Raw genomic sequence first — 26303 nt, 5'->3', positions numbered from 1 at the left:
CTTTATAAAATAGATAATGTCTATTTTAACACTTTTTATGTTAAAATAGACATTGCAATTGTGAAATTATAATTGTCTTTATAAAGAATTTAATATTCTAATAATTCCAGCAAAGAAGTTTCAAATCTACCTCTAGACAAATACTGTTCCTCAAGATTGGCAGCAAATGGTACAGGTGTATTTAAACTAGCTACTCTTTTGATAGGTGCATCTAATTGTTCAAAGCAATTTTCAGATATCATTGCAGATATATCACTAGCAAGACCTCCAAACATTGCGTCTTCTTGTAAAATGATAACTCTTCCTGTTTTTTTAACTGAAGTATAAATTGCATCAGTGTCTAATGGAGCTAGTGTACGTAGATCAATAAGATCTGCTGATATGTGTGTATTATTCTCTAATGTTTCTAAAGCCCAATGTACCCCTGCCCCATAAGTGATGATTGTTATGTCGTTTCCTTCTTTTAAAATAGCAGCTTTACCTATTTTTATTGTATAGTAATCAGTTGGCACTTCTTGGCGAATACTTCTGTACAAGGCTTTATGTTCAAAATACATAACTGGATTAGGATCTTCTACTGCAGATGCTATTAAACCTTTAGCATCATAAGGAAATGCGGGATACACTACTTTTAATCCAGGTGTATGTGTAAACCAAGCTTCATTAGTTTGACTATGAAATGGACCAGCTCCAACCCCAGCACCACAAGGCATACGTATTACAACATCTGCATTTTGGTTCCAACGATAATGTGATTTAGCAAGGTAATTTACAATAGGATTAAAGCCAGATGTTGCAAAGTCACTAAATTGCATTTCCATGATAGCTTTATATCCAGCTATTGAAAGTCCCATTGCGGCAGAGACAATTGCAGATTCACAAATAGGAGTATTGCGTACTCTTTCTTTTCCAAACTCCTCTAAAAACCCTTCAGTAATTTTAAAAACACCACCATATTCGGCAATATCTTGTCCCATAATAACTGAATTTTCATGCCGTCTCATTGCCTGTTTTAAACCTTGTGATATTGCATCAATCAAGCGAAGCTCCTCTGTATCTTTATTTGGGTTAAATTCTTGATATATATGATTTTGAAACACATCATCTAATTCAGTAGTTAAATTTGCTTTGATAACATCTTCATTAAATGCTAGATCTAAATTTGCATCAATTTCAACTTTTATTTCTGCTTTTAGTTCATCAATAAAAATCTCAGTAATTAAATTTTCTGAAATAAGAAAATTTTCAAAATTAATCAGTGGATCTTTTTGTTCCCATTCATCCATTAAATCTTGCGGTACATATTTAGTGCCACTCGCCTCTTCATGCCCACGCATTCTAAAGGTTTTAAATTCTAGTAATACTGGACGTGGATTTATTCGCATATCCTCAACAAGCGATTTTACTTTTGAGTAAACTTCAAGAATATTATTTCCTTCAATAATATGAGATTCCATGCCATACCCTTTTCCGCGATCGGCTAGATTTTCACAATTATATTGCTCATCTGTAGGGGTTGAAAGACCGTACCCATTGTTTTCAATACAAAAAAGCACAGGCAATTGCCATACTGAAGCTACATTTAAAGCCTCATGAATATCACCTTCGCTTGTACCTCCCTCTCCTGTAAAAACAGCACAAACTTGATTATTTCCTTTTAATTTATTAGCAAGACCAATACCATCTGCGACACCAAACTGTGGACCTAAATGACTAATCATTCCCACAATATTGAACTCTTGTGTTCCAAAATGAAAACTGCGGTCCCTACCTTTTGTAAAACCATTAGCTTTTCCCTGCCATTGAGAGAATAAACGATATAATGGAATCTCGCGCGTAGTAAAGACGGCAAGATTGCGATGCATTGGCAAAATATATTCTTCTTTGTCTAGAACAGTTGTAATTCCTACCGAAATTGCTTCTTGCCCTATCCCACTAAACCATTTTGAAATTTTTCCTTGTCTTAATAATATTAGCATTTTTTCCTCAATCATTCGAGGCTTAAGCATTGACTTATAAAGATGTAAAAGTGTTTCTTCTTTTATATCACCACGTTTATAATCGAAGTGAATTTTTTGTGTAGTTTCTGTACTCATTTTGAAGCTATATAAGATATCAAATTTAGAAAAAATAGGGTATTACACATTAAATTATCTGCTTTTTTTCAATGAGGAAATAATATGCTATTTTGGTATCTTTGTAATTCTAAAAAAAATAACTATGAATAATATCCCTAGTGTAGATTTAGCCGATTTTATCAGTGATGACCCTAAACGAAAACAAAAATTTGTTGAAGCTATAGGTAGCGCATACGAAGAAATTGGTTTTGTTTCTTTAAAAAATCATTTTTTAAATGATGAGTTGGTTTCAGAATTATATAAAGAAATAAAAGCATTTTTTGCATTAGATGTCGCTTCCAAAAAGAAGTATGAAATTGAAGGGCTTGGTGGACAACGTGGTTATGTTAGCTTTGGAAAAGAACATGCAAAAGGAAAGAAAGAAGGAGATTTAAAAGAGTTTTGGCATTTTGGACAAGAACCAAGTGCAGACGCCAACCTCTCAGAAGATTATCCTGAAAATGTAGTTGTAAGCGAACTTCCAGATTTTAATAAAACTGGAATGGAAGCCTATAGAATGCTAGAAAAAACAGGCATATATGTTTTGAGAGCTCTCGCATTATATATAGGAGTTGATGAACATTATTTTGACCATTGGGCAGCAAATGGGAATAGTATTCTTCGTCCCATCCATTATCCTCCTATTACAGAAGAACCTAAAGGTGCGGTGCGTGCTGGAGCTCATGGAGATATAAATTTGATTACTTTATTAATGGGAGCTTCTACCGGTGGATTGCAAGTATTACGAAAAGATGGCGAGTGGATTGATGCAATTCCACAAGAAGATGAATTAGTCATTAATGTAGGTGATATGCTAGAAAGACATACTAACAATAAATTGCGTTCAACAATACACAGAGTTGTAAATCCTCCAAAAGAAGAATGGGGAAATCCTAGATTTTCAATTCCTTTCTTTATGCATCCTCGTGGAGATATGAAATTAAATTGCATGCCAGAATGTGTAAATGAAGAACACCCTAAAGCATTTGATGATATTACAGCTGGTGAATTTTTACATCAGCGATTAGTTGAGATTGGATTGATTAAAAAATAATAACCTTTAATTAGTACTCGCTAAAAATTTATTTTGAGCGGTTTTGAAATAACTTATTCCATGGACTTAAAAGACCAACTTAAAAACCTATTTCCAGACCATGAGGAAAAGGATTTACCTAAAATTGAAACAGAAGACAAACTTTGGTTACAAGAAGAACCAATGATTTGTAAATATGAAAAGAGAAAAGGTAAACCTATAACTATTATTGAGGGATATACGGGAGCTGATAGTGACTTTAAGCAATTAGCAAAAGAGATAAAAAAGATGTTAAGTGTAGGAGGAAGTTTTAAAAACGAACAAATAATTATTCAAGGTAATTACCGTGATAAAATAATGCAGTTTCTTCAAGATAAAGGTTTTAAAACTAAACGTGTAGGAGGTTGAGTTTAGTAGTCAGTAGTCAGTAGTCAGTAGTCAGTAGTCAGTAGTCAGTAGTCAAAATAAAAAAATACGATTGGAATCAATAAAAAATAGCGAACTTATTTTAAATCCTGATGGGAGTATTTATCATCTTAATTTAAAACCTGGTGAAATTGCAAATACTATAATTACAGTAGGCGACCCTGACCGTGTAGAAACTGTTACAAAACATTTTGATAACATTGAAGTTAGTGTGCATAGACGAGAGTTTAAAACCCAAACAGGGACTTATAAAGGAAAAAGAATTACTGTTATCTCAACAGGAATAGGGACAGATAATATTGATATTGTATTTAATGAGCTCGATGCATTAGCTAATATTGATTTTAAAACAAGAACGATAAAGTCTCAATTTCAACAATTAGATTTTATAAGAATAGGAACAAGTGGTGCTATTCAACCTAATATTAAAGTAGGAAGTTTTTTAGCTTCTGAAATTGCAATAGGGTTTGATAATTTGCTTCATTTTTATAAAAACGTTTCATTTTTGAACAGTAATTTTTCCGAAGCATTTCAGAAATTTACAAATTGGAATCCTAAAAAATCTGCTCCTTATGTTGTTTTAGCAGACGAAGATTTATTGAGTCGTTTCATTTCCGAAGAAGATATTCTTCCAGGAGTTACAGCAACTAACGTTGGTTTTTATGGACCTCAAGGACGTGTTTTAAGATTGCAAACTGAAGATGCTGCATTGAATGATAAATTGCAAGCGTTTGAGTATAATGATAAAAAAATTACAAATTTAGAGATGGAAACTTCGGGCATTTATGGACTCTCAAAACTTTTAGGGCATCGTGCAATTTCTTTAAATGCAATTTTAGCAAATAGAGCCACTGGAGAATTTAGTGAAACCCCTGGCACAATAGTAGATAAACTTATAAAAAAGACACTAGATTTATTATAATAATGAAGCAACTTAAAATTGGCGGAGTGCCAGAACATTTCAATTTACCTTGGTATTTAACGTTACGAGATAAAGAATATCATGAGTTTGACATCAATTTGCGCTGGGAGGATTATTATGGAGGTACTGGCCAAATGTGTAACGCTTTGCGTGAAGGTAAAATTGATATGGCTGTCATTTTAACAGAAGGAATTATTAGAGATATCATTAAAGGAAATGATTGTAAAATTGTTCAAGTATTTGTACAATCACCATTAATTTGGGGAATTCATGTTGCTAAGAATAGTAATTACGAGACAATTTCTAGTTTAAAAGGAACTCATGCAGCCATCAGTAGGTACGGTTCTGGATCACATTTAATGGCTTACGTAAATGCCGAAAATCAAGGTTGGAATACTGAAGAAGACTTAAAATTTGAAGTCATTAAAAACTTAGATGGAGCTTTAAAAGGTCTTCCCGAAGGTAAGGGCGATTATTTTATGTGGGAAAAATTTACGACTAAGCCTTACGTTGATAATGGGCCTTTTAATATTGTAGGAGAATGCCCTACTCCTTGGCCTTGTTTTGTAATTGCAGTTAGAAATGAAGTTTTGCAAAATAATGCAGAAGCAATTAGAAAAATTTTAGAGATTATAAATAAAACCACATTAGAATTTAAAGAGATTCCTTCTATTGAAAATATGATTTCAAATAGATATGAACAAAAAGTTGAAGATGTAAATCAATGGCTTTCTATTACTGAGTGGAGTCAAGATAATCTTACTGACAAGCAAGTTCAAAAAGTACAAGAAAAGTTATTACAATTAGATTTAATTGAAAAAACTGTTGATACTTCGGAAATTTTAGCTTCATTATAACAATTTTTTTTAATTTAATTTTTTTTTGTAACTAATTGATATTCAGCATCTATTTAGTTAAATAAAAAATAATTGAGAAAAATTTAACTTTTTTGCAACAATTAACGCAACCCATTAAACAATTATGCATCTTAGTTATATAATCTCATAACTATGACTACTTTTTTAATAATACTCGGTTCACTTTTAGTTACTAACTTTCTGTTATTACACTTTAGCTGTAATGATGCTACCGAGCCAACCATCCCCGAAGACGAGTAATTTTTTTATATTTTTATTTTAAGTTTAAAAAGTCACCATACTATTGGTGACTTTTTTTGTGAAATTAGATAATTATTAGTTTTACTAAAATGACTATTTCCAAACCAATATCCTCTATTTGCGCTAAGTGGTGATGGATGACCACTTGTTAATACTAAATGTTTTGTATTATCTATTTTAGCTCCTTTTTTCTTCGCGTATCCTCCCCAAAGTAAAAATACTACACCTTCACGCTTAGTTGAAATTTCATGAATTACAGCATCGGTAAATTTCTCCCAACCTCTTTTTTGGTGACTCCCTGCTTGATGTGCCCTCACTGTAAGTGTTGCATTTAGTAACAATACTCCTTGGGAAGCCCAATGTTCCAAGTTTCCGTTTCCAGGAATATCAATATTTAAGTCTGTTTTAATTTCTTTATAAATATTCTGTAAAGAAGGAGGGATTGCAATTCCATCTGCCACAGAAAAACATAAGCCGTTTGCTTGCCCTTGACCATGATATGGATCTTGTCCAATAATTACAACTTTAACATCGTTAAAGGGAGCATGCTCAAAAGCAGAAAAAATTGATTTCCCTGGAGGAAAACAAGTGTATTTTGAATATTCGGTTTTGACAAAATTGATAAGATTTTTAAAATATTCTTTTTCAAATTCGGCTTCTAAAACTCGCTTCCAACTTGCCTCAATATTTATCTTCATAATGCGTATTTTTGTTACTAAATAATTATGCGTAAAATTAGCCATTGTGGTTACCTTTCGCAATGAAATGAAATAGAAAAATAGTGTAGTCTGAAATGTATTACATCAGCTTACTTTGAATAATAATCCCAATTTTCTGGGACACGTATGATAAAAATAGACAATAAAACCTTAGAGGATTTAGAATTTAAAACAGTTTTAGAGCAGGTATCTCAGTTTAGTATAACTGCCCCTGGAAAGGAATATGTTTTAAACACACAACCATTTAAAGATAGAAGTGAAATTGAGCCAGAGCTTTACCGTGTTAAAGAATACTTAGCGTCTTTTGGTAGTGACTCCCCTATTCCCAATCACGGCTTTGAACCTGTTTTTAAAGAGCTTCAATTATTAGATATTGAAAATAGTATTTTGGAAACTTCGGGTTTTCGAAAAATATTAACAATTACTGAGACAACTAGAATTCTTTTAAAATTCTTTGCAAAGTTTCATGAGTTTTACGTTTACCTTAATGGTCATGCTTCGCAAATAGATTATGTGTCTCATATTTCAGAAAAAATACAAAGCATCTTTGATAAATATGGTGAAGTTAAAGATGATGCCTCGCAAGAATTATTGATAATTCGAAGACGATTAAATGTTGTAAAAGGGCAAATAAACTCATCATTTGGAAAAGCATTGAGTCGCTATTCTGGTGCAGATTATTTGGATGAAATCAAAGAGTCTGTAGTAGATAATCGTCGTGTACTTGCCGTAAAAGCAATGCATCGTCGTAAGGTAAAAGGTACTGTTCATGGGACTTCAAAGACGGGAAGTATTGTTTACATTGAGCCCTTAGAAACATATGAGTTTACAACAGAACTTAGTAATTTATACTATGAGGAGCGCGAAGAAATTAAGCGAATTCTTAAAATGCTTACCGAATATGTACGCCCCTACAAAGAGCTATTAGTATCCTATCAAAATTATTTAATTGAGATTGATAGCACATTTTCTAAGGCAAGATATGCAAATGAAATTAATGGTGTTTTACCTATAGTATCACAAGAGCGTTCGCTTTCTTTAATCAATGCATACCATCCATTATTGTTGGTGGCCAACAAGAAAAGAAAAGAAAAAACTTTTCCTCAAAGCATTTCGTTGAAACATGAAGAGCGCATTATTGTAATTTCTGGACCTAATGCTGGCGGAAAAAGTATCACATTAAAAACAGTAGGATTATTACAGTTAATGTTTCAAAGTGGAATGTTGATTCCTGTTGAACCGCAAAGCGAAATTTGTTTTTTTGATAGAGTGTTAACAGATATTGGGGATAATCAATCTATTGAAAATCACTTGAGTACATATAGTTATAGGTTAAAAAAGATGAATCACTTTCTTCGGAAATGTAACAACAAAACATTATTTTTAATTGATGAATTTGGAACTGGAAGTGATCCAGAATTAGGAGGCGCTCTAGCCGAAACTTTTCTAGAAGTTTTCTATGAGCGGGAAGCATTTGGAATTATTACAACACATTATGCAAATCTAAAACTACTTGCTAATGAATTACCGCATGCAATTAATGCAAACATGTTATTTGATAGTAAAACACTAGAACCACTTTATAAGTTGTTTTTAGGCGAAGCAGGAAGTTCATTTACATTTGAAGTAGCGCAGAAAAACGGGATACCATACAGTTTGATTAATCGCTCAAAAAAGAAGGTAGAGCGTGGAAAGATTAGATTTGATAAGTCAATTGCTAATTTGCAAAAAGAGCGTTCTAAACTGCGTAAAACATCAGAATCACTGGAATCATCTGCAGAGAAAGCACGAAATGAGGAAAAACAATTAAAGCAAATTAATGCAAAGGTTCAAGAAAAACTTGAAAACTATCAAGAACTATACGATGCGAATCAAAAACTGATAAGTATTGGTAAAAAATTCGACTCATTAGCAGAGAGGTTTCATAATAATAAAAAGAAAAAAGTGCTTTTTGATGAACTTTTTAAAATGGTACTTGTTGAAAATACAAAACGTAAAAAAATTGCACCAAAAAAGAAAAAAGCAATAAAAGCAAAAGAACGTATTACACAACAGGAAGTTGAGAAAAAAGTAGAGGTAATTAGAGAACGTAAAAAACAAGCAAAAGCCGAAGCTAAAAAAGCTCCACCTCCTAAACCAAAAGTAACTTTAAAAGAAGGCGATAGAGTGCGAATGATTGATGGTAAAGCGATAGGTACAATTGATAAAATTGAAAAGAAAAAAGCAACAGTAAATTATGGCATTTTTACAACTAATGTTAGCTTAGAAGATTTAGAAAAGGTTTAAGGAAATATAATGATAAAGGAAAACCACGAAATAATTTTATTTGATGGAGTTTGTAATCTTTGCAATAGCTCTGTCAATTTTATTATTCAAAGAGATAAGGATCATGTTTTTAGATTTGGTGCTTTACAAGAAGAACCAGGAAAATCTTTATTATCTAAGCATAATATTGATCCAAAAAATACAGATTCAATTGTACTTATTAAAAATGGTAAGGCATATACAAAATCCTCTGCAGCTCTCCACGCTGCAAAGAAGTTAACAGGCGCGTGGCCATTGTTATTTGGCTTTATTATTATTCCAAAATTTATTAGGAATGGTGTTTATGATTATATTGCTAAAAACCGTTATAAATGGTATGGCAAGAAGGATAGTTGTATGATTCCTACTCCAGATTTGAAGGCAAAGTTTTTGTGAATATTTTTACTTTAAGTTCTTTAAAATAAAATCTAATTTTTCATTTTTATTCTCATTTGAATTAAAAGCTAGATTTGAATACCTATTTTCTTCAGCTAGTTCTTGTTCTTGCCATTTTGTAACAATATGCACATAATCTAATGATACTTTTCCAGATAGTAGATTATTAAGGTTTTTACCATTGTGATAACGATCATACACTTTTTTTAATCCTGTTAAGTACGTGTAGTCTTTGGTAAATCCACCACCACGATGCGCCCGTAATGATATGTTATAAGCTTCTTCCCTATTAAGTTTATATTGATTATGGAGTAAATCAAAAGTGTCGCAAAAATTGAATCCACGGCGCAAACTATCTGCTACTATAACACGATAAGCTAATTCTTTTAATCTATGCAATGTTAAACAATTACTCATGTATTCACTAAAAACAGCTAAACCTTCTTGTGTTTCAACGTTTTTAGGAAATCCATTATAGAAAATTTTTAGTGGTTGATTAATACCATTAAAGGTAGTTACTAAGTGAACTCCTATTTCATGGTTTGCAAGTACTTTTAATTGATTAGAGCTGTAGCGATGATTCTTTTTTAAGATGAGTGTTTTTGTATTATTCTGCACCATTGCTGCTGCCGATATTTTATTTGAAAATTTAATGTTTAATTCAAAATCATATCGTTTAACAAACTCTCTAAAATATGCAGCTGCCTCATCTGCATTGTACATAGGTAACATTTCGCTATCATGCTCATCATCAGTAAAATGTAAAATAAACTTAGCGTTCTCAACATCTTTATCTGTAGGAGTTCCAAAAGCCTTTAATGCATTGTAGTAAAATTTATTGCCTTGTCCAATGGTTTCTATACATTGAATTAAGCTAGAGTAATCATAAATAACTTCTCTAAAAAACGTGCGTGATTCTTCATCATTAATACTATCTATATCTTGAGAAAATAAGTGCTGTTGTAATTTATGAGCATCAAAATCAATACGGCGATACTTAAAATTAGGTGCTACATTATATTTAGAACTAAAAAAATTTCTTTTCTCTTGCTCTATATTTGTAGGGTTTATATAATTTAACAGCTCAATTTTCTGTACTAGTGCGTTAAGATTTCTGTCAATTTTATAAAGATTGGGGTGGATTGTTTTTGGGGAAGCTATCATTTTCGTTTTCATTAATCGCAAAAATACCAAATATTCAGTTTTGCTTATGAGCTTTAATAAATTCTTCTGCGTGTTTTTTTATTTTAAATTGTAATTGTTGTTCAATTGCGTGTACGACCTCTGGGAAAATAATTTGGTTTAATTCGTCACAGTATATTTTTTTAAATTCGGTTGCAAGTACTAATGTGTTCTTAAAGTTTTCGGTAATATATTTCAGAAAATAACCATTTCCTTGAAAGGTGTCATTAATTTTTGATGTTGCACTAATTTCATTAGGTAATTTTAATCTTGAAAGAGATTCTCGCCATGTTTCAGCAAAATTCTCAAAGCGTTTATTATCAATATTTGATGTTCCTAAATTGATTACTGGTACTTCTCTATTCCAGCGCTTCCAGTTATAACTGTGCATATCATACACTATTACATGTCCAAATTTTTCTTCAAGCTTATTTATTAGTGCATGAACTACCGTATAAAAAGCGGTATGTTTTTTAAGACTCTTTTACGGTTGTCACTATCTAATGGTGTTCTCCAAAGTTTCTTTCCCCAAGCATCTTCGTATATAGCGTTTGAGGGGTCTCTATTTAAATCGTATTCAAAACGGCTGTCACAACCAGCAATAACTATGGGATGTGTTTTTACAAACTCTTTTGTACATGGGTCTTCTTCAAACCATCTATCATACTCAGTGTGTATGCAATTTTCCCAGAGTTCTTTCCTAAATTGATGTCCATCATGTACAGCACCACAGGCATAGGGTACATAGTTATCAATTTTTATTGTAAAAGAATAGTCTTGTGAAACTGCTTCAAAGAGGACTTCATTTTCAATATTTTTAATTATTTCTGAAATGTGCAATCGAGTCATAAGTGTCGTTGTTTTAAAATTTCAGAATATAAAAATTTATGCATCCTTAACGTGCTTTCTTAACTTAGTTCTTCTTTCAAACGCATTAACTCGTTCTTGAACTTTGTCCTCTACAAAATCGATTATTTTCTCTTGTAATCTAGTTTTATATACTTTATTAATGTATGTAATTCCCCCCGGAGACATAACGTTAACTTCTACAAGCATACCTCCTATGACATCTATTCCACAAAAATAAAGTCCGTCTTTTACTAATTTAGGACCTATGCGACGGCATAATTCTTTTTCTTGCTTAGTTAATGTGTGTTTTTGAACGCTTCCTCCTGCACTTACATTACTACGATGATCTTCTTCTCCAGGTACTCTTCGCATTGCACCAATGGGTCTTCCATTAAGCAACAATATGCGTACATCCCCTTGATCTGCACCTTCAATATAATCTTGTAGAATCACATAGTTTGATGTGCCATCTTTATTATCAATATAAAAATCTAATAGGGAGTTAATACTCTTCATAGCTCTTTTTTCAATAAGAATAACACCAGATCCTCCAAAACCATTTAAAGGTTTTAAAATCATTTTATCTGGTCCTTCTTTTATGGTCTTTTTAAGGTACTCTTTATTTTTTGTAACATGTGTTCTAGGGATAAATTCATTTTTATCATCCTCAAATACTGCTGTATATAATTTATTATTTGCTCGCCTTATTCCATCAAGGTCGTTCATAATAAAAACATCATCTTTCACACTATCTAGAAAATTGAGCATAATCATATCTAGTGGTGGGTTGCTACGAAGAATTATTACGTCAAAACCAGCTAAGGGTAACATTTCATCATAAAACTCAGCTTTAGAATGAAATGATTTTAGATTGCTCGAAATTTTTTCGGCACGTTTTAAACACCTTGAAAATGCAAAAGCAACACTATCTCTAATTGTTAAATTTGCAGGAGTTGTAATCGCTACGCCGTGACCACGTTTTGCAAATTCATTAATCATAGCTAGTGTGGAATCGTTTTCGGCATCCATTTCTTCCCAAGGATACATTATAAAGCAAACATTCATAGTTGTTGGTTTTTCTGAAATATTAAAATTACTAATTAAGATTAATAACACCTTAGCTTTTCGATAAAGCGTTAAAAAAATTAGTTTCAATATATTATAAGTTTAATACTTTAGCTATTTCAACCACAATATTTTAATAATCATGCTCATACAAGAACTTTCAAACGTAACTGACCAATCTATAGACTACCTTGAAAAAGGTAAAAATATGTTAATCGACTATGGACCTAAAGTGCTCTCAGCAATAGGTTTATTAGTTATTGGTATGTTTATTATAAAAAAAATATTAGGAGTTGTAAAAAGAAAAAGTGAAGGTGGACGCTTAGACAAAACAATAGCAAAATTTTTACTAAGTCTTTTAAGATATGCGCTTACAATATTTTTAATAATGACTTGTTTAGGCTTGTTGGGGTTTGAGTCAACTGCACTTGCAGGAGTACTAGCAGGTCTTGCTTTAGGTGTAGGCTTAGCACTACAGGGCTCATTAAGTAATGTAGCGGGTGGTTTGTTGATTATGGTATTAAAACCTTATAAATTGGGTGATTTAATTGAGGGCCAAGGTGAAATAGGAAATGTCAAAGAGATTGATATTTTTACAACAAAAATTATTACACCTCAAAATAAACTTGTTGTAATCCCTAACGGAGCCATGTCTAATGGAAATATTACAAATTATACAACACAAGGAGTTTTAAAAGTATTTCATACTATTGGAGTTAGCTATGATGCAGATATTAAACAAACTAAAAATGTATTAATGAAGGTACTAACAGATCAAGAAAAAGTTCTTGACTCACCTACTCCACTTGTTGAAGTTGCTGCATTAAATGATAGCTCAGTAGATTTTGCAGTACGTCCAGCTTGTCGTACTGAAGATTATTGGGATGTTTATTTTACTACTTTAGAAAAAGCAAAAATCGCACTAGATGCTGCAGGAATAGAGATACCATATCCACATAGTGTAGAGATACAAAAAGACGGAAATTAAACTAATAACGAAGCAACATCTAAAATTTATCTAGAAGTTACTTTTTATTTAGTTACTTGAAATTCTAATATTATCTATTGCAATATCCTCATTATCTGAATTTAATGAAAAACTAATTCGTAGATTTAGAGTTGTCCCTGTTCCTGAAATTACCCCATTGTAGTTAGTCCATGTATCTGTTATTTCATCTCCATCTCCCAAACCGTCAAAATCGGTATCTATTCTCGGAATACCATTGCTGCCGTTAATTTCAGATTCAATTGCGAGTACTTTTTGATACAAACCTCCATCTATTTGGTATTCTATAATTAAATTATCTCCGCCATCCCAGTGTTGTCCACTACCTTCTGTAGCATCGTCTTCTGCTAATAAAACATCCAACTGTAGATTAATACCTCCCGTAATATCGATACCTGAAATAGTTAGTGTTTGCATAAAACCACTGCTCCCTGTTAACCCGTCGATATCTTGAGCTGCAAAATAATATATACCGTCAGGGCTTCCGTTAAAGGATATTTCATTTGCGCCTGTGTAATTATTAAAATCAGAATCTTGAGCTCTAGAAAAATAGTCATCATTATTTCCAGATCTAAAACCTTCTGGTGTTGATGTTATATATCTAACCCCACTTCCATCAGTTTCAAAAGATTCTTGGTATGGTAAGTTTAATAAAACCCCATCATCATCAATTATCGTTAATGTATGTTGATTACTCGTTCCTACAGACGGAACTCCAGCTCCTCCTGATACTCCAGAAATAGTAAATACAACTTGTTCATTACCCTCTATAGATGCATCATCTGTAATATTGAAAACATCTACAGCGGTAAAGTTTGTAGTTCCTGCGGGTATTGTAACCATAACAGGGTTAGTTTCATCTATATCAAAATATTCATTTGGACTAATTGTAATTATTAATGCTGTAGTTGCTGATGGATTATTAATAGTAAATTCAAAAGTAATCCCTCCTGCATTCTCTACTAAACTCTGAGAGACATTGTCAAAACTAACTTCAGTTCCAGAAATAGGAGTTATACACTTAATATCTTCCCATGTGGCACCATTCCACATTTTTAGACAACCGGTTTCTTGAACAAAAACCATTAACCCTATGTCTGTTATTCCTGCATTAATTTTTGATAAATCTGTCGATAAAGGAATTTTAGGAGGCATCAAACCTTGATAGGTTGCACCATTATCTATTGTGCTATTAATGTCGAGCATAGATGCTGGACTTGGGTTAATTGTACCAATACCTACTTGAGAATAACCAGTAAATGATATTAAAATTGCAAAAAAGAAATATTTCATAACTACAGAATTAAAAATAATCCATAGCGTTATAGGTAAGTTGTAGAATTTGGGACTACAAATTAAATGTAATAAATTTAATACTAAGTTATTAAATCTTTAGGACAATATTATCATATTATTACTTTTTATAATTATCATCCCAATCTTTTATGTGAGGCTCTCCTAACTTGTTTTGTGATTTAGCCACTAACATAGATACCGTAGCATCTCCAGTAACGTTTATGACTGTTCTACACATATCTAATGGTCTATCAATAGCAAAAATTAAGGCTAATCCAGCCTCAGGAATTCCAGCTTGTGCAAGAACAATTACTAACATGACCATCCCTGCTCCAGGTACGGCTGCAGAGCCAATAGATGCTAAAGTTGCGGTAGCAATAATACCTAATTGCGTACTAAAACTTAAATCCATCCCAAATGCTTGTGCAATAAAAACAGCAGCTACGGCTTGATATAAGCTTGTCCCGTCCATATTAATTGTTGCCCCAATAGGCAGTACAAAACTAGTCACCTCTTTCTTAACACCAAGATGCTCCTCAACCCTTTCCATTGTTACAGGCAGTGTAGCTGCACTACTACTTGTAGAAAATGCTAATAATTGTGCTGGAGCAATTCCATTTAAAAAGGAGGATGGAGATCTTTTTGTAAATATCCAAACTAATAATACATAAACACCTACCATTAATGCTAATCCACCAACTACACATATTGCATACATACCTAGTGCTGCAAATAAATCTGGGCTTGGTGCTTCAACAACTAATGCGGCTAATAATGCAAATACTCCATAAGGAGCTGCTAGCATTATCAAATCAATCATCTTGAGTATGACTTCATTAAATCCATCAAAGAATTTTTTAACAGGTTTTGAATCTTTTTCTGGAATAAGTATTAAACCAATTGCAAAGAAAATCGCAAAGAAAATTACCTGTAACATATTGCCATTACTTGACGCAGCTCCTACAATATTACTTGGAACTAAGTCTACGAGTGCTTGTAGTGGCCCAGCTTCTTTTTGATTTTTTGCTGCTTCTTGCCTTTTCTCGGCTTCACCTCCATATGCATCTACGAGTTCACTTCTAGTTTCTTCTGAAATTGTTTTACCTGGCCCAACTAGGTTTACCACAGCAAGCCCAATAGAAACAGCAATTACAGTTGTCAAAACGTAAGTGATAATTGTTCTTAATCCCATCTTTGAAAGACTCGAAATATCCTTTAAATCTGAAACTCCTTTTACTAAAGACGCAAAAATTAATGGTACAGCAATTAACTTTAAGGAGTTGATAAAAATTGTTCCAAAGGGTTTTATCCAGTCTGAAATAAAACCATTACCCCAAGCAAAATTGGTTAATAATAATGCGAAAATGACTCCTAAAGCCATTCCTAATAGTATTTGCCAGTGTAATGCTAATTTTTTCATATGTATTATTTCTTGCCTTTAAGTGTATTATATTAATATAGTTTCAGTTTAAAACCGAAACTATTTATTTGTGTATCAGTTGCTTCGGAAATTTTAAACAAAGGTTACATTTTTTGTCTCTTTAAAATTTTCGCGTAAGCTCACAATTTAGACATTTTATTTAGTAACCAAAAATCTGCTAAAACAAGTGCAGCCATTGCCTCAACAATAGGAACGGCCCTTGGAACAACACAAGGATCATGTCTACCCTTACCTTGCATTTGGGTCAACTCACCTTTACTATTAATTGTTTCTTGTTTTTGCATAATAGTTGCAACTGGTTTAAATGCTACTCTAAAATAAATATCCATACCATTACTAATACCTCCTTGGATACCTCCTGATAGATTACTTTTTGTAGTGCCATCCTCATTGAACAAATCATTATGTTCACTCCCTTTCATTTTTGCCCCACAAAAACCACTTCCAAATTCAAACCCTTTTACTGCATTGATTGATAACATTGCTTTACCAAGTTGTGCGTGTAATTTGTCAAAAACTGGCTCGCCAAGACCTACAGGTACGTTTTGCAATACACAAGTTATGGTACCTCCAATGGTATCTCCAGCTTTTTTAATTTCATTTATACGAGTAATCATTTTTTTTGCGGTTGGCGTATCTGGACATCTTATATCATTACTTTCAATTTTAGTAAAATCTAAATCTTGATAAGGTTTGTCAATAAATATATCCCCAACCGATGACACAAAAGCATTAATCTTAATTTTTGAAAGCAATTGTTTTGCAATAGCTCCAGCTGCTACTCTGCTTGCAGTTTCGCGAGCAGAAGATCTGCCACCACCTCGATAATCACGTATTCCATATTTTTTATCATATGTATAATCTGCATGACTCGGGCGATAAGTGTCTTTTATATGTGAGTAGTCTTTAGATTTCTGGTTTGTGTTTTCAATTACAAATCCTATGGGCGTTCCAGTAGTTTTTCCTTCAAAAATTCCGCTTAAAAACTTTACAGCATCTGGCTCTTTTCTTTGCGTAACTATTTTTGATTGTCCTGGTTTTCTTCGTTGCATTTCTGTTTGAATAGCATCAAAATTAATTTTAAGACCTGCGGGACATCCGTCGATAATTCCGCCAAGTGCCTCACCATGTGATTCACCAAATGTGGTTACTTTAAATGTAGAACCAAATGTATTTCCTGCCATTAATAAGGGTTTTCAACAAATGTAATTTATAGCCTCCACTTTTAAAAATATTAATGTTATTGATTATTGAGCAATATGTTGTTTTTGATGGTAGTATTGCCAAAATTCTATTTTGCTATATTTGAAAAAAATTAGGTAAAAATTAATTAATAAGATGTCCGTTTTTAACGAAAAATACTATGAAAAAAATTTATCTCTTTCTTTTTGCAGCAGCGCTAATTAGCTGTAATAGTGACGATGACACAAACACAGATTCTTCAAATACTTCTGATTATTTTCCACTAACCGCTGGCGCCACTTGGAGTTACGGTAATGAAAACGAACTAGGCACTACAGAAGACACTATGTTTGAAATGGGCACACAGCAATCTAATGGTAAAGAATATACTAATTTAGATGCAATACAGCCTAGTAATGGTTTAATGATAACTGTACTCGCAGACAATTTAGTAAGAAAATCTAATGGACAATTTATTATTAATGGCGCATTAGAGACTCCCGTTGATGGGTTTCCAGAAATTACAATTCCATTAGATGATATTGTCTTGTTTGATGCTAATGCATCTGCTAATACACAGTTAAGTACCCTTTCAAATACACTTAATGAGAATATTATATTAGATACTGGTGAGGTATTACCACTTACGATTAATTACACGTCAACAACTATTCAAGATGCAATTTTGAGTAGTTATGCTGTAGGTCCTATTACTTATGAGGATGTAATTTCATCCAGAATAGTTTTAAATTTAGAAATTGAAGTTTCAATCGATTTAGGTGGTACAGTGATTAATATTCCTTTATTAGCTTCACAAGATGCACTTGTAGTAAAAAATTATTATGCTGCAAATACCGGGCTTGTCTTTTCTGAGGTGACAATTGATTATCAATTGGCAGATTTAGGAGCCACAGGTATTGAACTACCTATTCCTACAGAGAGTACACAAGTGACTTCAACAAGTCTTATTTCTTTTAATAATTAATTTGATTAACTTTTTAAAAACACACTGTTAATACTGAGATAAAGCATTCTTTAATTTCTTTTTATTCCTTTACGATTAAATTAATCGCATTTGAAACGATCTGTAGAAGTTGTTGTAATTTCAGATTTACACCTTGGCACATATGGTTGCCATGCTAAAGAAGTTCTAGATTACTTGCAAAGTATAGAACCTAAATATCTTATCCTTAATGGAGATATTATTGATATCTGGCAGTTTAGGAAAAGTTATTTCCCAAAATCTCATTTAAAGGTCTTAAAGCGCATTATCACAATTGCATCAAAAGGCACAAAGGTTTATTACATCACTGGTAATCATGATGAAAAGCTACGTAAATTTTCTCCTTCACTTTTAGGTAATTTTGAATTAGTGGATAAACTTAATCTTAACCTTGATGGTAAAACCGCATGGTTTTTTCATGGTGATGTTTTTGACGTATCTGTTCAATATGCCAAGTGGATAGCTAAATTAGGAGGTTGGGGATATGACATTCTTATTTTAATCAATAGAGCTATAAATAGTGTTTTATTAAAAATGGGAAAAGAAAAATATTCTTTATCAAAAAGAATTAAAAATAGTGTAAAAGGTGCTATGAAGTTTGTTACCAATTTTGAAGAGACTGCTACATCTTTAGCTATTGAAAATAATTTTGATTTTGTAGTGTGTGGACACATTCACCAACCAATAATTAAAAAAGTTATAACAGATAAAGGCACATGTATGTATCTTAATAGTGGGGACTGGATTGAAAACCTCACAGCATTAGAATACAATAATAAAAAATGGAATTTATTCACTTATAATGAAACTATCACAAAAAAAAATTTTGCAGAAAATATTGAAGACATTCCTGTAGATCTACATACAATTATCACATCATTCACTCAATAAGTAGTGCTTGATATAAAATTGTAATAGGATGTAATGCCTGGCGTTGTGTTCCGTCTTTAATTTGGTGTCTACAACTTGTGCCGTTTGCAGCAATAATAGTATCTACTGGAGTTTTTCTTACAGAAGGAAATAACTTTAATTCCCCTATTTTCATACTCACTTGATAATGTTCTTTTTCATACCCAAAACTACCCGCCATACCACAACAACCTGAGGTTATAATGGTTGGTTTATAGTTTAATGGTAGATTCAAAATATCAAAAGTTACTTTTTGATTACTCATTGCCTTTTGATGACAATGAATATGAATTTTAATATTTTTTACTTCTTTAGTAAATTGAGCAGCAGTGATGTTCCCATTTTCTATTTCAGAAGCTAAAAACTCTTCAATAAGATATGTGTTTTCTGAAATTTGCTGCGCCGAGTCCACATCATCAACCATCTTCAAATATTCATCTCTAAAACCTAAAATAGCAGAAGGCTCAATTCCTAAGAGAGGTATTGTTTCTGAAATTTTATCTTTCAAATAGTCTATATTTTTTGTTGCCTCAATTTTAGCTTCATCTAAGAAACCCTTTGAAATCATTGCGCGGGCACTATCTAATACATCAATTACTTCAACGTTATATTTTAATCCTTTTAATAAATCAACAGCATCTCTTGCAATACTTCCATCTAAATATTTTGAAAACTCATCAACAAATAAAACTACTTTCTTTGCATGCTTTATTTTAGAAATATCACTGTTCTTAAAAACGTTTAATGTTGGTAATGAACGCTCTTTTGCTACACCACTTATTTTCTTTAATAGTGAAGAAGTAATTTTATTAGTAAAAATTGTATTAGTTAAACTTGGAAAAACTGCTCCTAATTTATTGTTTGTTGTACTATTAGCAAATAATTTAGTAGCAAAACTCGCACCGTTTTCTTTTTGATATTGATATAAAAATTCTGCTTTTGTGGTAGCAATATCAACGTTACTTGGACATTCACTACTGCAAGCTTTACAGCTTAAACATAAATCGAAAACTTCTTTTAAATCTGTTGAGTTAAATTTATTTGTAGCATTATTGTTTGTCAACACTTCTCTAAGCATATTAGCTCTTGCTCGAGTTGTATCCTTTTCATTTTTTGTAGCGTGATAACTTGGACACATTACACCTCCAGGGTCTGGTGATTTTCGGCAATCACCGCTCCCGTTACATTTTTCGGCTAATCTTAGAATGCCTTGAGAGTTTTCAAAATTAAATAGTGTTTTAATTTCTGGCTCATTTCGGTCTACCTCATAACGGAGCGATTCGTCCATTTTGTATGCCTCCACTATTTTGCCAGGATTAAAAATGTTATGTGGGTCAAAGGCAGTTTTAACTTGTTTTAAAAGTTCATAATTTTTATCACCAATGAGCAGAGGTATATATTCTGCACGAACAATGCCATCTCCGTGCTCCCCAGAAAATGAGCCTCTATATTTTTTGACAAGATGTGCCACATCTGTCGTTATTTTTCTGAAATAATCAACCCCTTCATCAGTTTTTAAATTAAGAATAGGTCGTAGATGCAACTCACCCGCACCTGCATGAGCATAGTAAACAGCATCTTGATTGTACTTCTTCATTATTTGAGTAAACTCACCTATGTATGCCGGTAAATCCTCTAAAGCCACTGCAGTATCTTCGATACATGCCACCGCTTTTTTATCACCAATCATATTTCCTAACAAACCTAAACCTGCTTTTCGCAAATGCAGTGCCTTGTTAATATCATTACCTTTTAAAACTACATTATGGTAGTTTAAATTAGAATCAAAAAGTGTTTTTTGTAATGCTAAAATTTGAGCCTCAAGTTCACTTTGAGTAGTTGCTTTAACCTCTAGCAATAGCATTGCTTTGGGATCACCTTTTACAAAAAAGCGATAGGGTCTATACATTGTATTTTCCTTTGTTCGCTCTAGAATAATGTTGTCCATCATTTCGCAGGTGTGCAATTGATGTTGCATTGCATTGACAACATCGAGCAAGCAATTTTCTAATGTATTATAATGAGTGACAACCATTGCTGTGTGCGCAGGTGGTAAATCATCTAATTGTAATGTTATAGCGGTTGTAAATGCTAGTGTGCCTTCACTTCCAGTTAATAGCTTACACAAGTTTAAAGGTTGATTACCACCTAGAATTTCGGCATCTAAAAGTTCGTCAATTGCATATCCTGTGTTGCGTCTATGAATGTTTTTCTTCGGAAATTGTTTCTTTATTTCTAATTGTACTTCTTTGTTATTTAGATGTTTGTGTAATTCTAAATAAATAGAAGCTTCAAGTGTGTCTTTTTTTGTTCTTTTGTCTAATATTTCCGAAGAAATTTCAGAAAACGTAACAATCTCTCCATTTGATAGCACAGTATCCATCGCTACAACTTTGTCTCTCGTTACTCCGTATTGTATTGATGTTGTTCCGCTAGAATTGTTACCAACCATTCCACCAATCATACATCTATTTGAAGTTGAAGTATTGGGACCAAAAAATAATTTGTAGGGTTTTAGATAGTCATTTAATTCATCTCTAATTACTCCGGGTTGAACGGTTACTTGTTTATTATCTAAATCTATCGAAATGATTTTTGTAAAATGTTTTGAAACATCTACCACAATACCTTCTCCCACGCACTGTCCAGCAAGAGATGTTCCCGCTGCTCTTGGAATTAAAGAAGTTTTGTTTTTCCAAGCAAAATCTACCAACTCCTTTATATCTTCAACATTTTTAGGATATGCAACAGCTAATGGAATTTTTCGATATACTGAAGCATCAGTCGCATATATGGATCTATGCAGAGAGTCTGTGAGTAGTTCCCCATTTAACTGCTGAGATAACTGTTGTAATTGTTCTTTCATTGAAGCAGTAAAAATAATGAAAGTTACTATGTATTACGTACTCTCTTTTATTATAAAAATTGTGTTTTTATTTTTTGACAGAACAATCTCACAGTTAATGCATTGCAATAATTTGTAACTTTATATCGCTCAACTAACTAAAATGAAAACCAACTATATTGACATTCACTGTCACCCAGCTTTAAAACCTTATAGTAAGAGTTTTAAATATAGTCCCACTAAAAAAAACATGCTAGATGCTGGTAGAAAAAACTCCATTTGGCATTACAGTCCCCCTACTGTCTTAGAAAAGTTTTTAAATAGAATTGTCACACTCACCAAGTTTTCTCAAACCGATTTGACAACAATGGCAATGGCTGGGACAAAAACTGTTATAGTTAGTTTATACCCTTTTGAGAAACATTTTTTGACAAAACCCGTACTTGGATGGAAAGGATTGACAGAGGTTTTAGTCAATCTAGCAGCAAGTATTAGTCAAAAACGCATTGATTATGTGAATAATCACGAGGATTATTTTAAAGATTTAATTGATGAATATGATTTTTATAAACAGTTAGATAATCAAGTTCAAAAAATTGGAGGAATCTTTTATACATATAGGTTAGTAAATAGTTATGCCGAAATTTTAGAAAATAAAAAACAAGAAACCAGTACAAAAAAAATAATCAATATTATTCTCTCCATTGAAGGGGGACATTCATTAAATACAGGACTTGAACTAAACAGAGATACAGGAAGTCCAGATGAAGTTTTAGCAAATCTTCAAAAAATTAAAAACTGGGAAAAGCCTCCGTTATTTATGACATTCGCGCATCATTTTTATAATGAACTCTGCGGACATTCAGAAAGTATTTCCATAGGATTGCTTAAAGACAATCAAAAAAGAGGAATGAATGAAGATATAACAGAACTTGGTCGAAAAGTGCTTCATCATTTATTAGATGATTCAAATGGGAAACGTATTTATATCGATGTAAAACACATGAATACAAGATCCAGAAAAACATATTATAAAATACTTGAAACAATTTATAGCGATGTGCCAATCCCAATTATAGCAAGTCATGGTGCTGTAAACGGTATGCGTTCAATCATTCAATGGAATGAAACAAATTTTCCCGAAAGCACGCAATTTTTTAATAATATTGATATTAATTTTTATGATGAAGAGCTTATACGAATAGCAAAAAGTAACGGGGTTTTTGGTATACAATTAGACGAACGACGCATAGGAAGTAAAAAGGCTATTAATGAATCTAAAATATGGATACCCAACAAGCGTAAACAGCTAAAGAAAAAGAGTTTATTGGTATGGCGGCAGGTTGAACATTGTGCTAAAGTACTTGATAAAGAGGGATTGTTTTGTTGGGGAATACAAACAATAGGTAGCGATTTTGATGGTATTGTCAATCCTATAAAAGGACTTTGGACCGCGGAAAATATTAAAGACTTAGCAGAAGAAATGGTACATCATGCGACATCTTTTATTTCTAGCTATGGAGAACAATTACAACCATTTAATCGTATAACTGGAGAAGCAATTGTGGAAAGGGTATTAAATGATAATGCGGTGGAATTTTTGAAACGATGGTTTAAATAGTCTCTTAATTACATAACGAATATCTTAAAAAACAGTCTAAATTATATTAGAACTTTAACTTAAAAGGGTCAGAAACAAATTTTGGGGCAAATATTAAAGCATTTTTAAAATCATATTTCACGCTCATTGTGTCCAATTGAAAATTTACTAGCTGCAAATTATAAATATTACAACACATAAATTCTAACCTTCCGTTTCTTTAATCTACTATTATTTAATTTTTCTGCAACACTATCGGCAATACTTGCTGGCACTGCTACATACGTACATTTTTGTTTTAACTCTATAACTCCTAGTTGGTCTTTTTTAAGTCCACCCTCTTTAAAAAATAATCCTGCAACGTCTCCTTTTGATATTTTATCCTTTCGGCCTCCAGTGATGAAAAGTGTTTCCCAGTGAGGTTTGCTTCTTTTATTTTTTACTGAAATTTCTGCTGTTGGAATATTGGGTATAAAATCTTTTAATTGTTCTTCTTTAAAATGAAGCACGTAAGCCGTTCCTTTAGCATTAACTCTTGCAGTTCTTCCATTACGGTGGGTAAATTCCTCTAGACTATGAGGAAGTTGGTAATGGATGATAAAATTCATTTCGGGGATGTCAATTCCTCTAGCAGCAAGATCTGTAGCCAGCAAAACATCAACGGTTCCATTTCTAAACATAATGAGTGCCTCTTCCCTATCTCGTTGTTCCATTCCTCCATGGAATATGCCATGGTCAATGTCATTTTCATATAGAAAATCACTCACAAATTGAATGGTATCTTTAAAATTACAAAAGATAATTCCTTGCTCATTTCCTAAGTGATTAAGCAACTCTTTTAAAGCTTGTAGTTTATCTTTAGTTTCTGAAATTACTTTTTTAATTGTAAGTTTAGTTTCTGAAGCATCTTTCAAAAACTCTAAACGTTTAGGAGTATCCATCCCAACAAATTTTGGGATTGCTAAGTTTTGTGTAGCTGATGTTAATATACGTTTTTCAACATTGGGCAATAAAGAGATAATTTCTTTCATTTCAACTTCAAAGCCTACTTGTAGAGACTTATCAAACTCATCAAGAACAATAGTTTTAATAAGCGCTGTATTGAGGCGTTCTTGCCTAAAATGGTCGGCAATTCTTCCAGGAGTCCCTATTAAAATAGCCGGAACGTGAGAAAGCTCAACCTTATCTTTTTGAATAGAACGGCCACCATACACTGCATTTACTTTAAAACCAGAGCCCATTGTCCTTGCTACTGTTTCAATTTGTATAGCGAGTTCTCGCGTGGGTACAAGTATGAGCGCTTGTACTTCTTCTATTTCTTCGTTAAGACTTTCAATTAATGGTAATAAAAAAGTCAATGTTTTACCAGATCCAGTAGGTGCCAGTAATACAATATTCGTATTTGATTTAATTTGCGGAATTGACGCTTCCTGCATTTTGTTTAATGCCGAAATGTCAAGTTTCTGAAGTATTTCAGATGTTGATTTATAGTTGTTGCTCATAACTGCAAAGCTACTTTAAATAAGAAAGTTTCCACCCATTAAAATTTCCGAAGTCATCAAACTATTAAAGTTTTCATAAATAGATCTGCCATTGTAACATGTGGAATACATTTTGGTCATATAGATACGTTAACTTTTAAAACAAAATAACTATGGAAAAGAATAAAAAAGGATTATTAGCATTAGTAGGATTAGGAGCAGGTGTTTTTGCATGGTGGAAATATAAAAATATGTCACAGGATGAAAAAAATGCTTTAAAAGCTAAAGTAAATAAAACAGGTGATAAAATTAAAGATACAGTTGCTGATGTTGAAGGAACTATTTCTCAAAAATATGAAGAATTAAAGCAGGCTGCTAAAAAGCAAACTGAAGGATTTAATAGCTAATCGCATTTCAAATTTTAAAATGAAAATCTCGCAATATGCGGGATTTTTGTTTTTTACCAAAGTTGCAATTACTTAACTTGCCACAAAACAAATAACGTGCATCCTAAAAACCCACACAACACCCCTTATAATTTTACTAAATTAATTGAAGCTCATCCGGGGCTTTCTAGATTTGTATTTGAAAACAACTACAATACTACAACGATTAATTTTTCAAATCCAGATGCAGTTTTGCATTTAAATAAAGCAATTTTAAAAAATGATTATGCTGTTGTTGATTGGGAAATACCGCCGCATTACCTCTGCCCTCCTATTCCTGGCCGTATGGATTATTTGTGCTATTTGAGTGAGCTTATGGAGGATAATAGCTTAGGTTTAAAAAAATCTAAAAACAAAGGTAGAAAAGGGCTTGACATAGGCGTTGGCGCTAATTGTATATACCCTATTCTGGGTGCTCAGTTTTTTGGTTGGCAAATGATTGGAGCAGATATTAATGAGACAGCAGTAGCGCAGGCTAAAGCTAATGTATCAATGACTTCGGAAATTTTAAACAAAGTAGAAATACGTCATCAAAAAAACAATGCGGATATTTTTAAAGGCATTATTAAAGATGATGAATATTTTGATTTTACGGTTTGTAATCCTCCCTTTCATCCATCTGAAGAAGCTGCTACTAAAGGTACGTTAAGAAAAATTAAAAATTTAGAAAGTACCGGAGAGGTAAGATTAACAAAGGAAGAAATTACGCGCAACTTTGGCGGTCAAGCAAATGAATTATGGGTTAATGGTGGCGAAGCGCTTTTTATTAAACGAATGATTAAACAAAGCATTGGTTTTAAAAATCAAGTAGGTGTGTTTACTACACTTGTTTCAAATAAAGAGAACCTAAATAAGCTTTATAAACAGCTTGATAAAATGAAAGCCACTCATAGAACAATTAATATGGATATTGGCAACAAACGCTCTAGAATGCTTGCTTGGTGGTTTTTAAATTAGAAAAAT

General features: G+C 32.5%; 23 protein-coding genes. 12 read left to right on the top strand and 11 right to left on the bottom strand.

From position 1 onward, the window contains the following. Window positions 1-89 precede the first annotated feature (89 nt). Window positions 90-2096, bottom strand: coding sequence for an alpha-ketoacid dehydrogenase subunit alpha/beta (locus GB234_RS09505; RefSeq protein ID WP_151894322.1), 2007 nt, complete (start codon window positions 2094-2096; stop codon window positions 90-92). Between the two features lie 124 nt (window positions 2097-2220). On the opposite strand from GB234_RS09505, the gene GB234_RS09500 reads away from it, so the two are divergent. From GB234_RS09500 to GB234_RS09485, 4 genes are all read left to right on the top strand, one after another. Next, on the top strand, window positions 2221-3171 hold the full coding sequence (locus GB234_RS09500) for an isopenicillin N synthase family dioxygenase (protein WP_151894321.1): 951 nt from the start codon (window positions 2221-2223) through the stop codon (window positions 3169-3171). A gap of 60 nt (window positions 3172-3231) precedes the next feature. Beyond that, window positions 3232-3558 carry a translation initiation factor gene (locus tag GB234_RS09495; RefSeq protein WP_151894497.1) on the top strand — a complete coding sequence of 109 codons (327 nt, stop codon included), beginning with the start codon at window positions 3232-3234 and terminating at the stop codon, window positions 3556-3558. 70 nt (window positions 3559-3628) lie between these two features. Continuing rightward, window positions 3629-4498: a nucleoside phosphorylase gene (locus tag GB234_RS09490; RefSeq protein WP_151894320.1), complete on the top strand. Its 870-nt coding sequence runs from the start codon at window positions 3629-3631 to the stop codon at window positions 4496-4498. Between the two features lie 2 nt (window positions 4499-4500). Next, window positions 4501-5355, top strand: coding sequence for a substrate-binding domain-containing protein (locus GB234_RS09485; RefSeq protein ID WP_151894319.1), 855 nt, complete (start codon window positions 4501-4503; stop codon window positions 5353-5355). Window positions 5356-5648: 293 nt separating this feature from the next. Here the strand turns inward: GB234_RS09485 and ung are convergent, their stop codons facing one another. Continuing rightward, a complete protein-coding gene (gene ung / locus GB234_RS09480; RefSeq protein WP_151894318.1) occupies window positions 5649-6314 on the bottom strand; it encodes a uracil-DNA glycosylase in 666 nt (221 codons plus the stop codon). A 147-nt stretch (window positions 6315-6461) separates the two neighbouring features. Between ung and GB234_RS09475 the strand changes: the two genes are divergently transcribed. Continuing rightward, window positions 6462-8621, top strand: coding sequence for an endonuclease MutS2 (locus tag GB234_RS09475; RefSeq protein WP_151894317.1), 2160 nt, complete (start codon window positions 6462-6464; stop codon window positions 8619-8621). 9 nt (window positions 8622-8630) lie between these two features. Further along, complete coding sequence (locus GB234_RS09470) at window positions 8631-9035, top strand: thiol-disulfide oxidoreductase DCC family protein (RefSeq protein WP_151894316.1); 405 nt, start codon at window positions 8631-8633, stop codon at window positions 9033-9035. 6 nt (window positions 9036-9041) lie between these two features. Here GB234_RS09470 and GB234_RS09465 read toward each other — a convergent pair whose 3' ends face one another. The 4 genes from GB234_RS09465 to gshB are packed head-to-tail and all read right to left on the bottom strand — an operon-like array spanning window position 9042 to window position 12221. Next, a complete protein-coding gene (locus GB234_RS09465) occupies window positions 9042-10211 on the bottom strand; it encodes a peptidase MATCAP family protein (protein ID WP_235906103.1) in 1170 nt (389 codons plus the stop codon). A gap of 22 nt (window positions 10212-10233) precedes the next feature. After that, window positions 10234-10608 (bottom strand): hypothetical protein, encoded by a 375-nt coding sequence (locus tag GB234_RS15320; RefSeq protein WP_371863335.1) that lies wholly within the window; start codon window positions 10606-10608, stop codon window positions 10234-10236. Window positions 10609-10664: 56 nt separating this feature from the next. Continuing rightward, window positions 10665-11066, bottom strand: a complete 402-nt coding sequence (locus GB234_RS15315; protein ID WP_308645061.1) for a hypothetical protein — start codon at window positions 11064-11066, stop codon at window positions 10665-10667. A 36-nt stretch (window positions 11067-11102) separates the two neighbouring features. Then, on the bottom strand, window positions 11103-12221 hold the full coding sequence (gene gshB, locus GB234_RS09455) for a glutathione synthase (RefSeq protein ID WP_503826538.1): 1119 nt from the start codon (window positions 12219-12221) through the stop codon (window positions 11103-11105). Window positions 12222-12273: 52 nt separating this feature from the next. Between gshB and GB234_RS09450 the strand changes: the two genes are divergently transcribed. Beyond that, window positions 12274-13119 (top strand): mechanosensitive ion channel family protein, encoded by an 846-nt coding sequence (locus tag GB234_RS09450; protein WP_151894314.1) that lies wholly within the window; start codon window positions 12274-12276, stop codon window positions 13117-13119. Between the two features lie 48 nt (window positions 13120-13167). Here the strand turns inward: GB234_RS09450 and GB234_RS09445 are convergent, their stop codons facing one another. The 3 genes from GB234_RS09445 to aroC all read right to left on the bottom strand — a co-directional run bounded on the left by GB234_RS09445 (window position 13168) and on the right by aroC (window position 17058). After that, window positions 13168-14430: a phage tail-like protein gene (locus tag GB234_RS09445; RefSeq protein WP_151894313.1), complete on the bottom strand. Its 1263-nt coding sequence runs from the start codon at window positions 14428-14430 to the stop codon at window positions 13168-13170. A 121-nt stretch (window positions 14431-14551) separates the two neighbouring features. Beyond that, window positions 14552-15853: a dicarboxylate/amino acid:cation symporter gene (locus GB234_RS09440; protein ID WP_151894312.1), complete on the bottom strand. Its 1302-nt coding sequence runs from the start codon at window positions 15851-15853 to the stop codon at window positions 14552-14554. A gap of 140 nt (window positions 15854-15993) precedes the next feature. Continuing rightward, window positions 15994-17058, bottom strand: coding sequence for a chorismate synthase (gene aroC / locus GB234_RS09435; RefSeq protein WP_151894311.1), 1065 nt, complete (start codon window positions 17056-17058; stop codon window positions 15994-15996). Window positions 17059-17237: 179 nt separating this feature from the next. Here aroC and GB234_RS09430 point away from each other — a divergent pair, with 179 nt between their 5' ends. Further along, complete coding sequence (locus GB234_RS09430; protein WP_151894310.1) at window positions 17238-18041, top strand: hypothetical protein; 804 nt, start codon at window positions 17238-17240, stop codon at window positions 18039-18041. 90 nt (window positions 18042-18131) lie between these two features. Further along, window positions 18132-18950 (top strand): UDP-2,3-diacylglucosamine diphosphatase, encoded by an 819-nt coding sequence (locus GB234_RS09425; RefSeq protein WP_151894309.1) that lies wholly within the window; start codon window positions 18132-18134, stop codon window positions 18948-18950. On the opposite strand, the gene GB234_RS09420 is transcribed toward GB234_RS09425, so the two are convergent. Next, a complete protein-coding gene (locus tag GB234_RS09420; RefSeq protein WP_151894308.1) occupies window positions 18940-21834 on the bottom strand; it encodes an FAD-binding and (Fe-S)-binding domain-containing protein in 2895 nt (964 codons plus the stop codon). The genes GB234_RS09425 and GB234_RS09420 overlap by 11 nt on opposite strands. Window positions 21835-21976: 142 nt before the next feature. Between GB234_RS09420 and GB234_RS09415 the strand changes: the two genes are divergently transcribed. Beyond that, window positions 21977-23434, top strand: coding sequence for a membrane dipeptidase (locus GB234_RS09415; RefSeq protein WP_151894307.1), 1458 nt, complete (start codon window positions 21977-21979; stop codon window positions 23432-23434). Window positions 23435-23601: 167 nt separating this feature from the next. Here GB234_RS09415 and GB234_RS09410 read toward each other — a convergent pair whose 3' ends face one another. Continuing rightward, complete coding sequence (locus GB234_RS09410; RefSeq protein ID WP_151894306.1) at window positions 23602-24915, bottom strand: DEAD/DEAH box helicase; 1314 nt, start codon at window positions 24913-24915, stop codon at window positions 23602-23604. A 152-nt stretch (window positions 24916-25067) separates the two neighbouring features. Between GB234_RS09410 and GB234_RS09405 the strand changes: the two genes are divergently transcribed. Together GB234_RS09405 and rlmF are read left to right on the top strand one after the other, a co-directional pair. Continuing rightward, window positions 25068-25301 (top strand): YtxH domain-containing protein, encoded by a 234-nt coding sequence (locus GB234_RS09405; protein ID WP_151894305.1) that lies wholly within the window; start codon window positions 25068-25070, stop codon window positions 25299-25301. 96 nt (window positions 25302-25397) lie between these two features. After that, window positions 25398-26297 carry a 23S rRNA (adenine(1618)-N(6))-methyltransferase RlmF gene (gene rlmF, locus GB234_RS09400; RefSeq protein ID WP_151894304.1) on the top strand — a complete coding sequence of 300 codons (900 nt, stop codon included), beginning with the start codon at window positions 25398-25400 and terminating at the stop codon, window positions 26295-26297. Window positions 26298-26303: the final 6 nt, after the last annotated feature.

The organism is Patiriisocius marinistellae, from assembly GCF_009014635.1.
In the GTDB taxonomy this organism is placed as follows: domain Bacteria; phylum Bacteroidota; class Bacteroidia; order Flavobacteriales; family Flavobacteriaceae; genus Patiriisocius; species Patiriisocius marinistellae.
Note: the sequence above shows the minus strand (reverse complement) of the source record. Positions and strands in the feature narration are given on the sequence as shown.

Bases quoted from the DNA above. Each gene is read 5' to 3' on its own strand.
- GB234_RS09450 (WP_151894314.1), top strand. From the start codon at position 12,274: ATGCTCATACAAGAACTTTCAAACGTAACTGACCAATCTATAGACTAC.
- GB234_RS09440 (WP_151894312.1), bottom strand. From the start codon at position 15,853: ATGAAAAAATTAGCATTACACTGGCAAATACTATTAGGAATGGCTTTA.
- GB234_RS09405 (WP_151894305.1), top strand. From the start codon at position 25,068: ATGGAAAAGAATAAAAAAGGATTATTAGCATTAGTAGGATTAGGAGCA.
- GB234_RS09470 (WP_151894316.1), top strand. From the start codon at position 8,631: ATGATAAAGGAAAACCACGAAATAATTTTATTTGATGGAGTTTGTAAT.
- ung (WP_151894318.1), bottom strand. From the start codon at position 6,314: ATGAAGATAAATATTGAGGCAAGTTGGAAGCGAGTTTTAGAAGCCGAA.
- GB234_RS09415 (WP_151894307.1), top strand. From the start codon at position 21,977: ATGAAAACCAACTATATTGACATTCACTGTCACCCAGCTTTAAAACCT.
- GB234_RS09495 (WP_151894497.1), top strand. From the start codon at position 3,232: ATGGACTTAAAAGACCAACTTAAAAACCTATTTCCAGACCATGAGGAA.
- GB234_RS09485 (WP_151894319.1), top strand. From the start codon at position 4,501: ATGAAGCAACTTAAAATTGGCGGAGTGCCAGAACATTTCAATTTACCT.
- GB234_RS09500 (WP_151894321.1), top strand. From the start codon at position 2,221: ATGAATAATATCCCTAGTGTAGATTTAGCCGATTTTATCAGTGATGAC.
- aroC (WP_151894311.1), bottom strand. From the start codon at position 17,058: ATGGCAGGAAATACATTTGGTTCTACATTTAAAGTAACCACATTTGGT.
- GB234_RS09420 (WP_151894308.1), bottom strand. From the start codon at position 21,834: ATGAAAGAACAATTACAACAGTTATCTCAGCAGTTAAATGGGGAACTA.
- GB234_RS15320 (WP_371863335.1), bottom strand. From the start codon at position 10,608: ATGCACAGTTATAACTGGAAGCGCTGGAATAGAGAAGTACCAGTAATC.
- GB234_RS09430 (WP_151894310.1), top strand. From the start codon at position 17,238: ATGAAAAAAATTTATCTCTTTCTTTTTGCAGCAGCGCTAATTAGCTGT.
- GB234_RS09445 (WP_151894313.1), bottom strand. From the start codon at position 14,430: ATGAAATATTTCTTTTTTGCAATTTTAATATCATTTACTGGTTATTCT.
- GB234_RS09410 (WP_151894306.1), bottom strand. From the start codon at position 24,915: ATGAGCAACAACTATAAATCAACATCTGAAATACTTCAGAAACTTGAC.
- GB234_RS09505 (WP_151894322.1), bottom strand. From the start codon at position 2,096: ATGAGTACAGAAACTACACAAAAAATTCACTTCGATTATAAACGTGGT.
- GB234_RS15315 (WP_308645061.1), bottom strand. From the start codon at position 11,066: ATGACTCGATTGCACATTTCAGAAATAATTAAAAATATTGAAAATGAA.
- GB234_RS09475 (WP_151894317.1), top strand. From the start codon at position 6,462: ATGATAAAAATAGACAATAAAACCTTAGAGGATTTAGAATTTAAAACA.
- GB234_RS09465 (WP_235906103.1), bottom strand. From the start codon at position 10,211: ATGAAAACGAAAATGATAGCTTCCCCAAAAACAATCCACCCCAATCTT.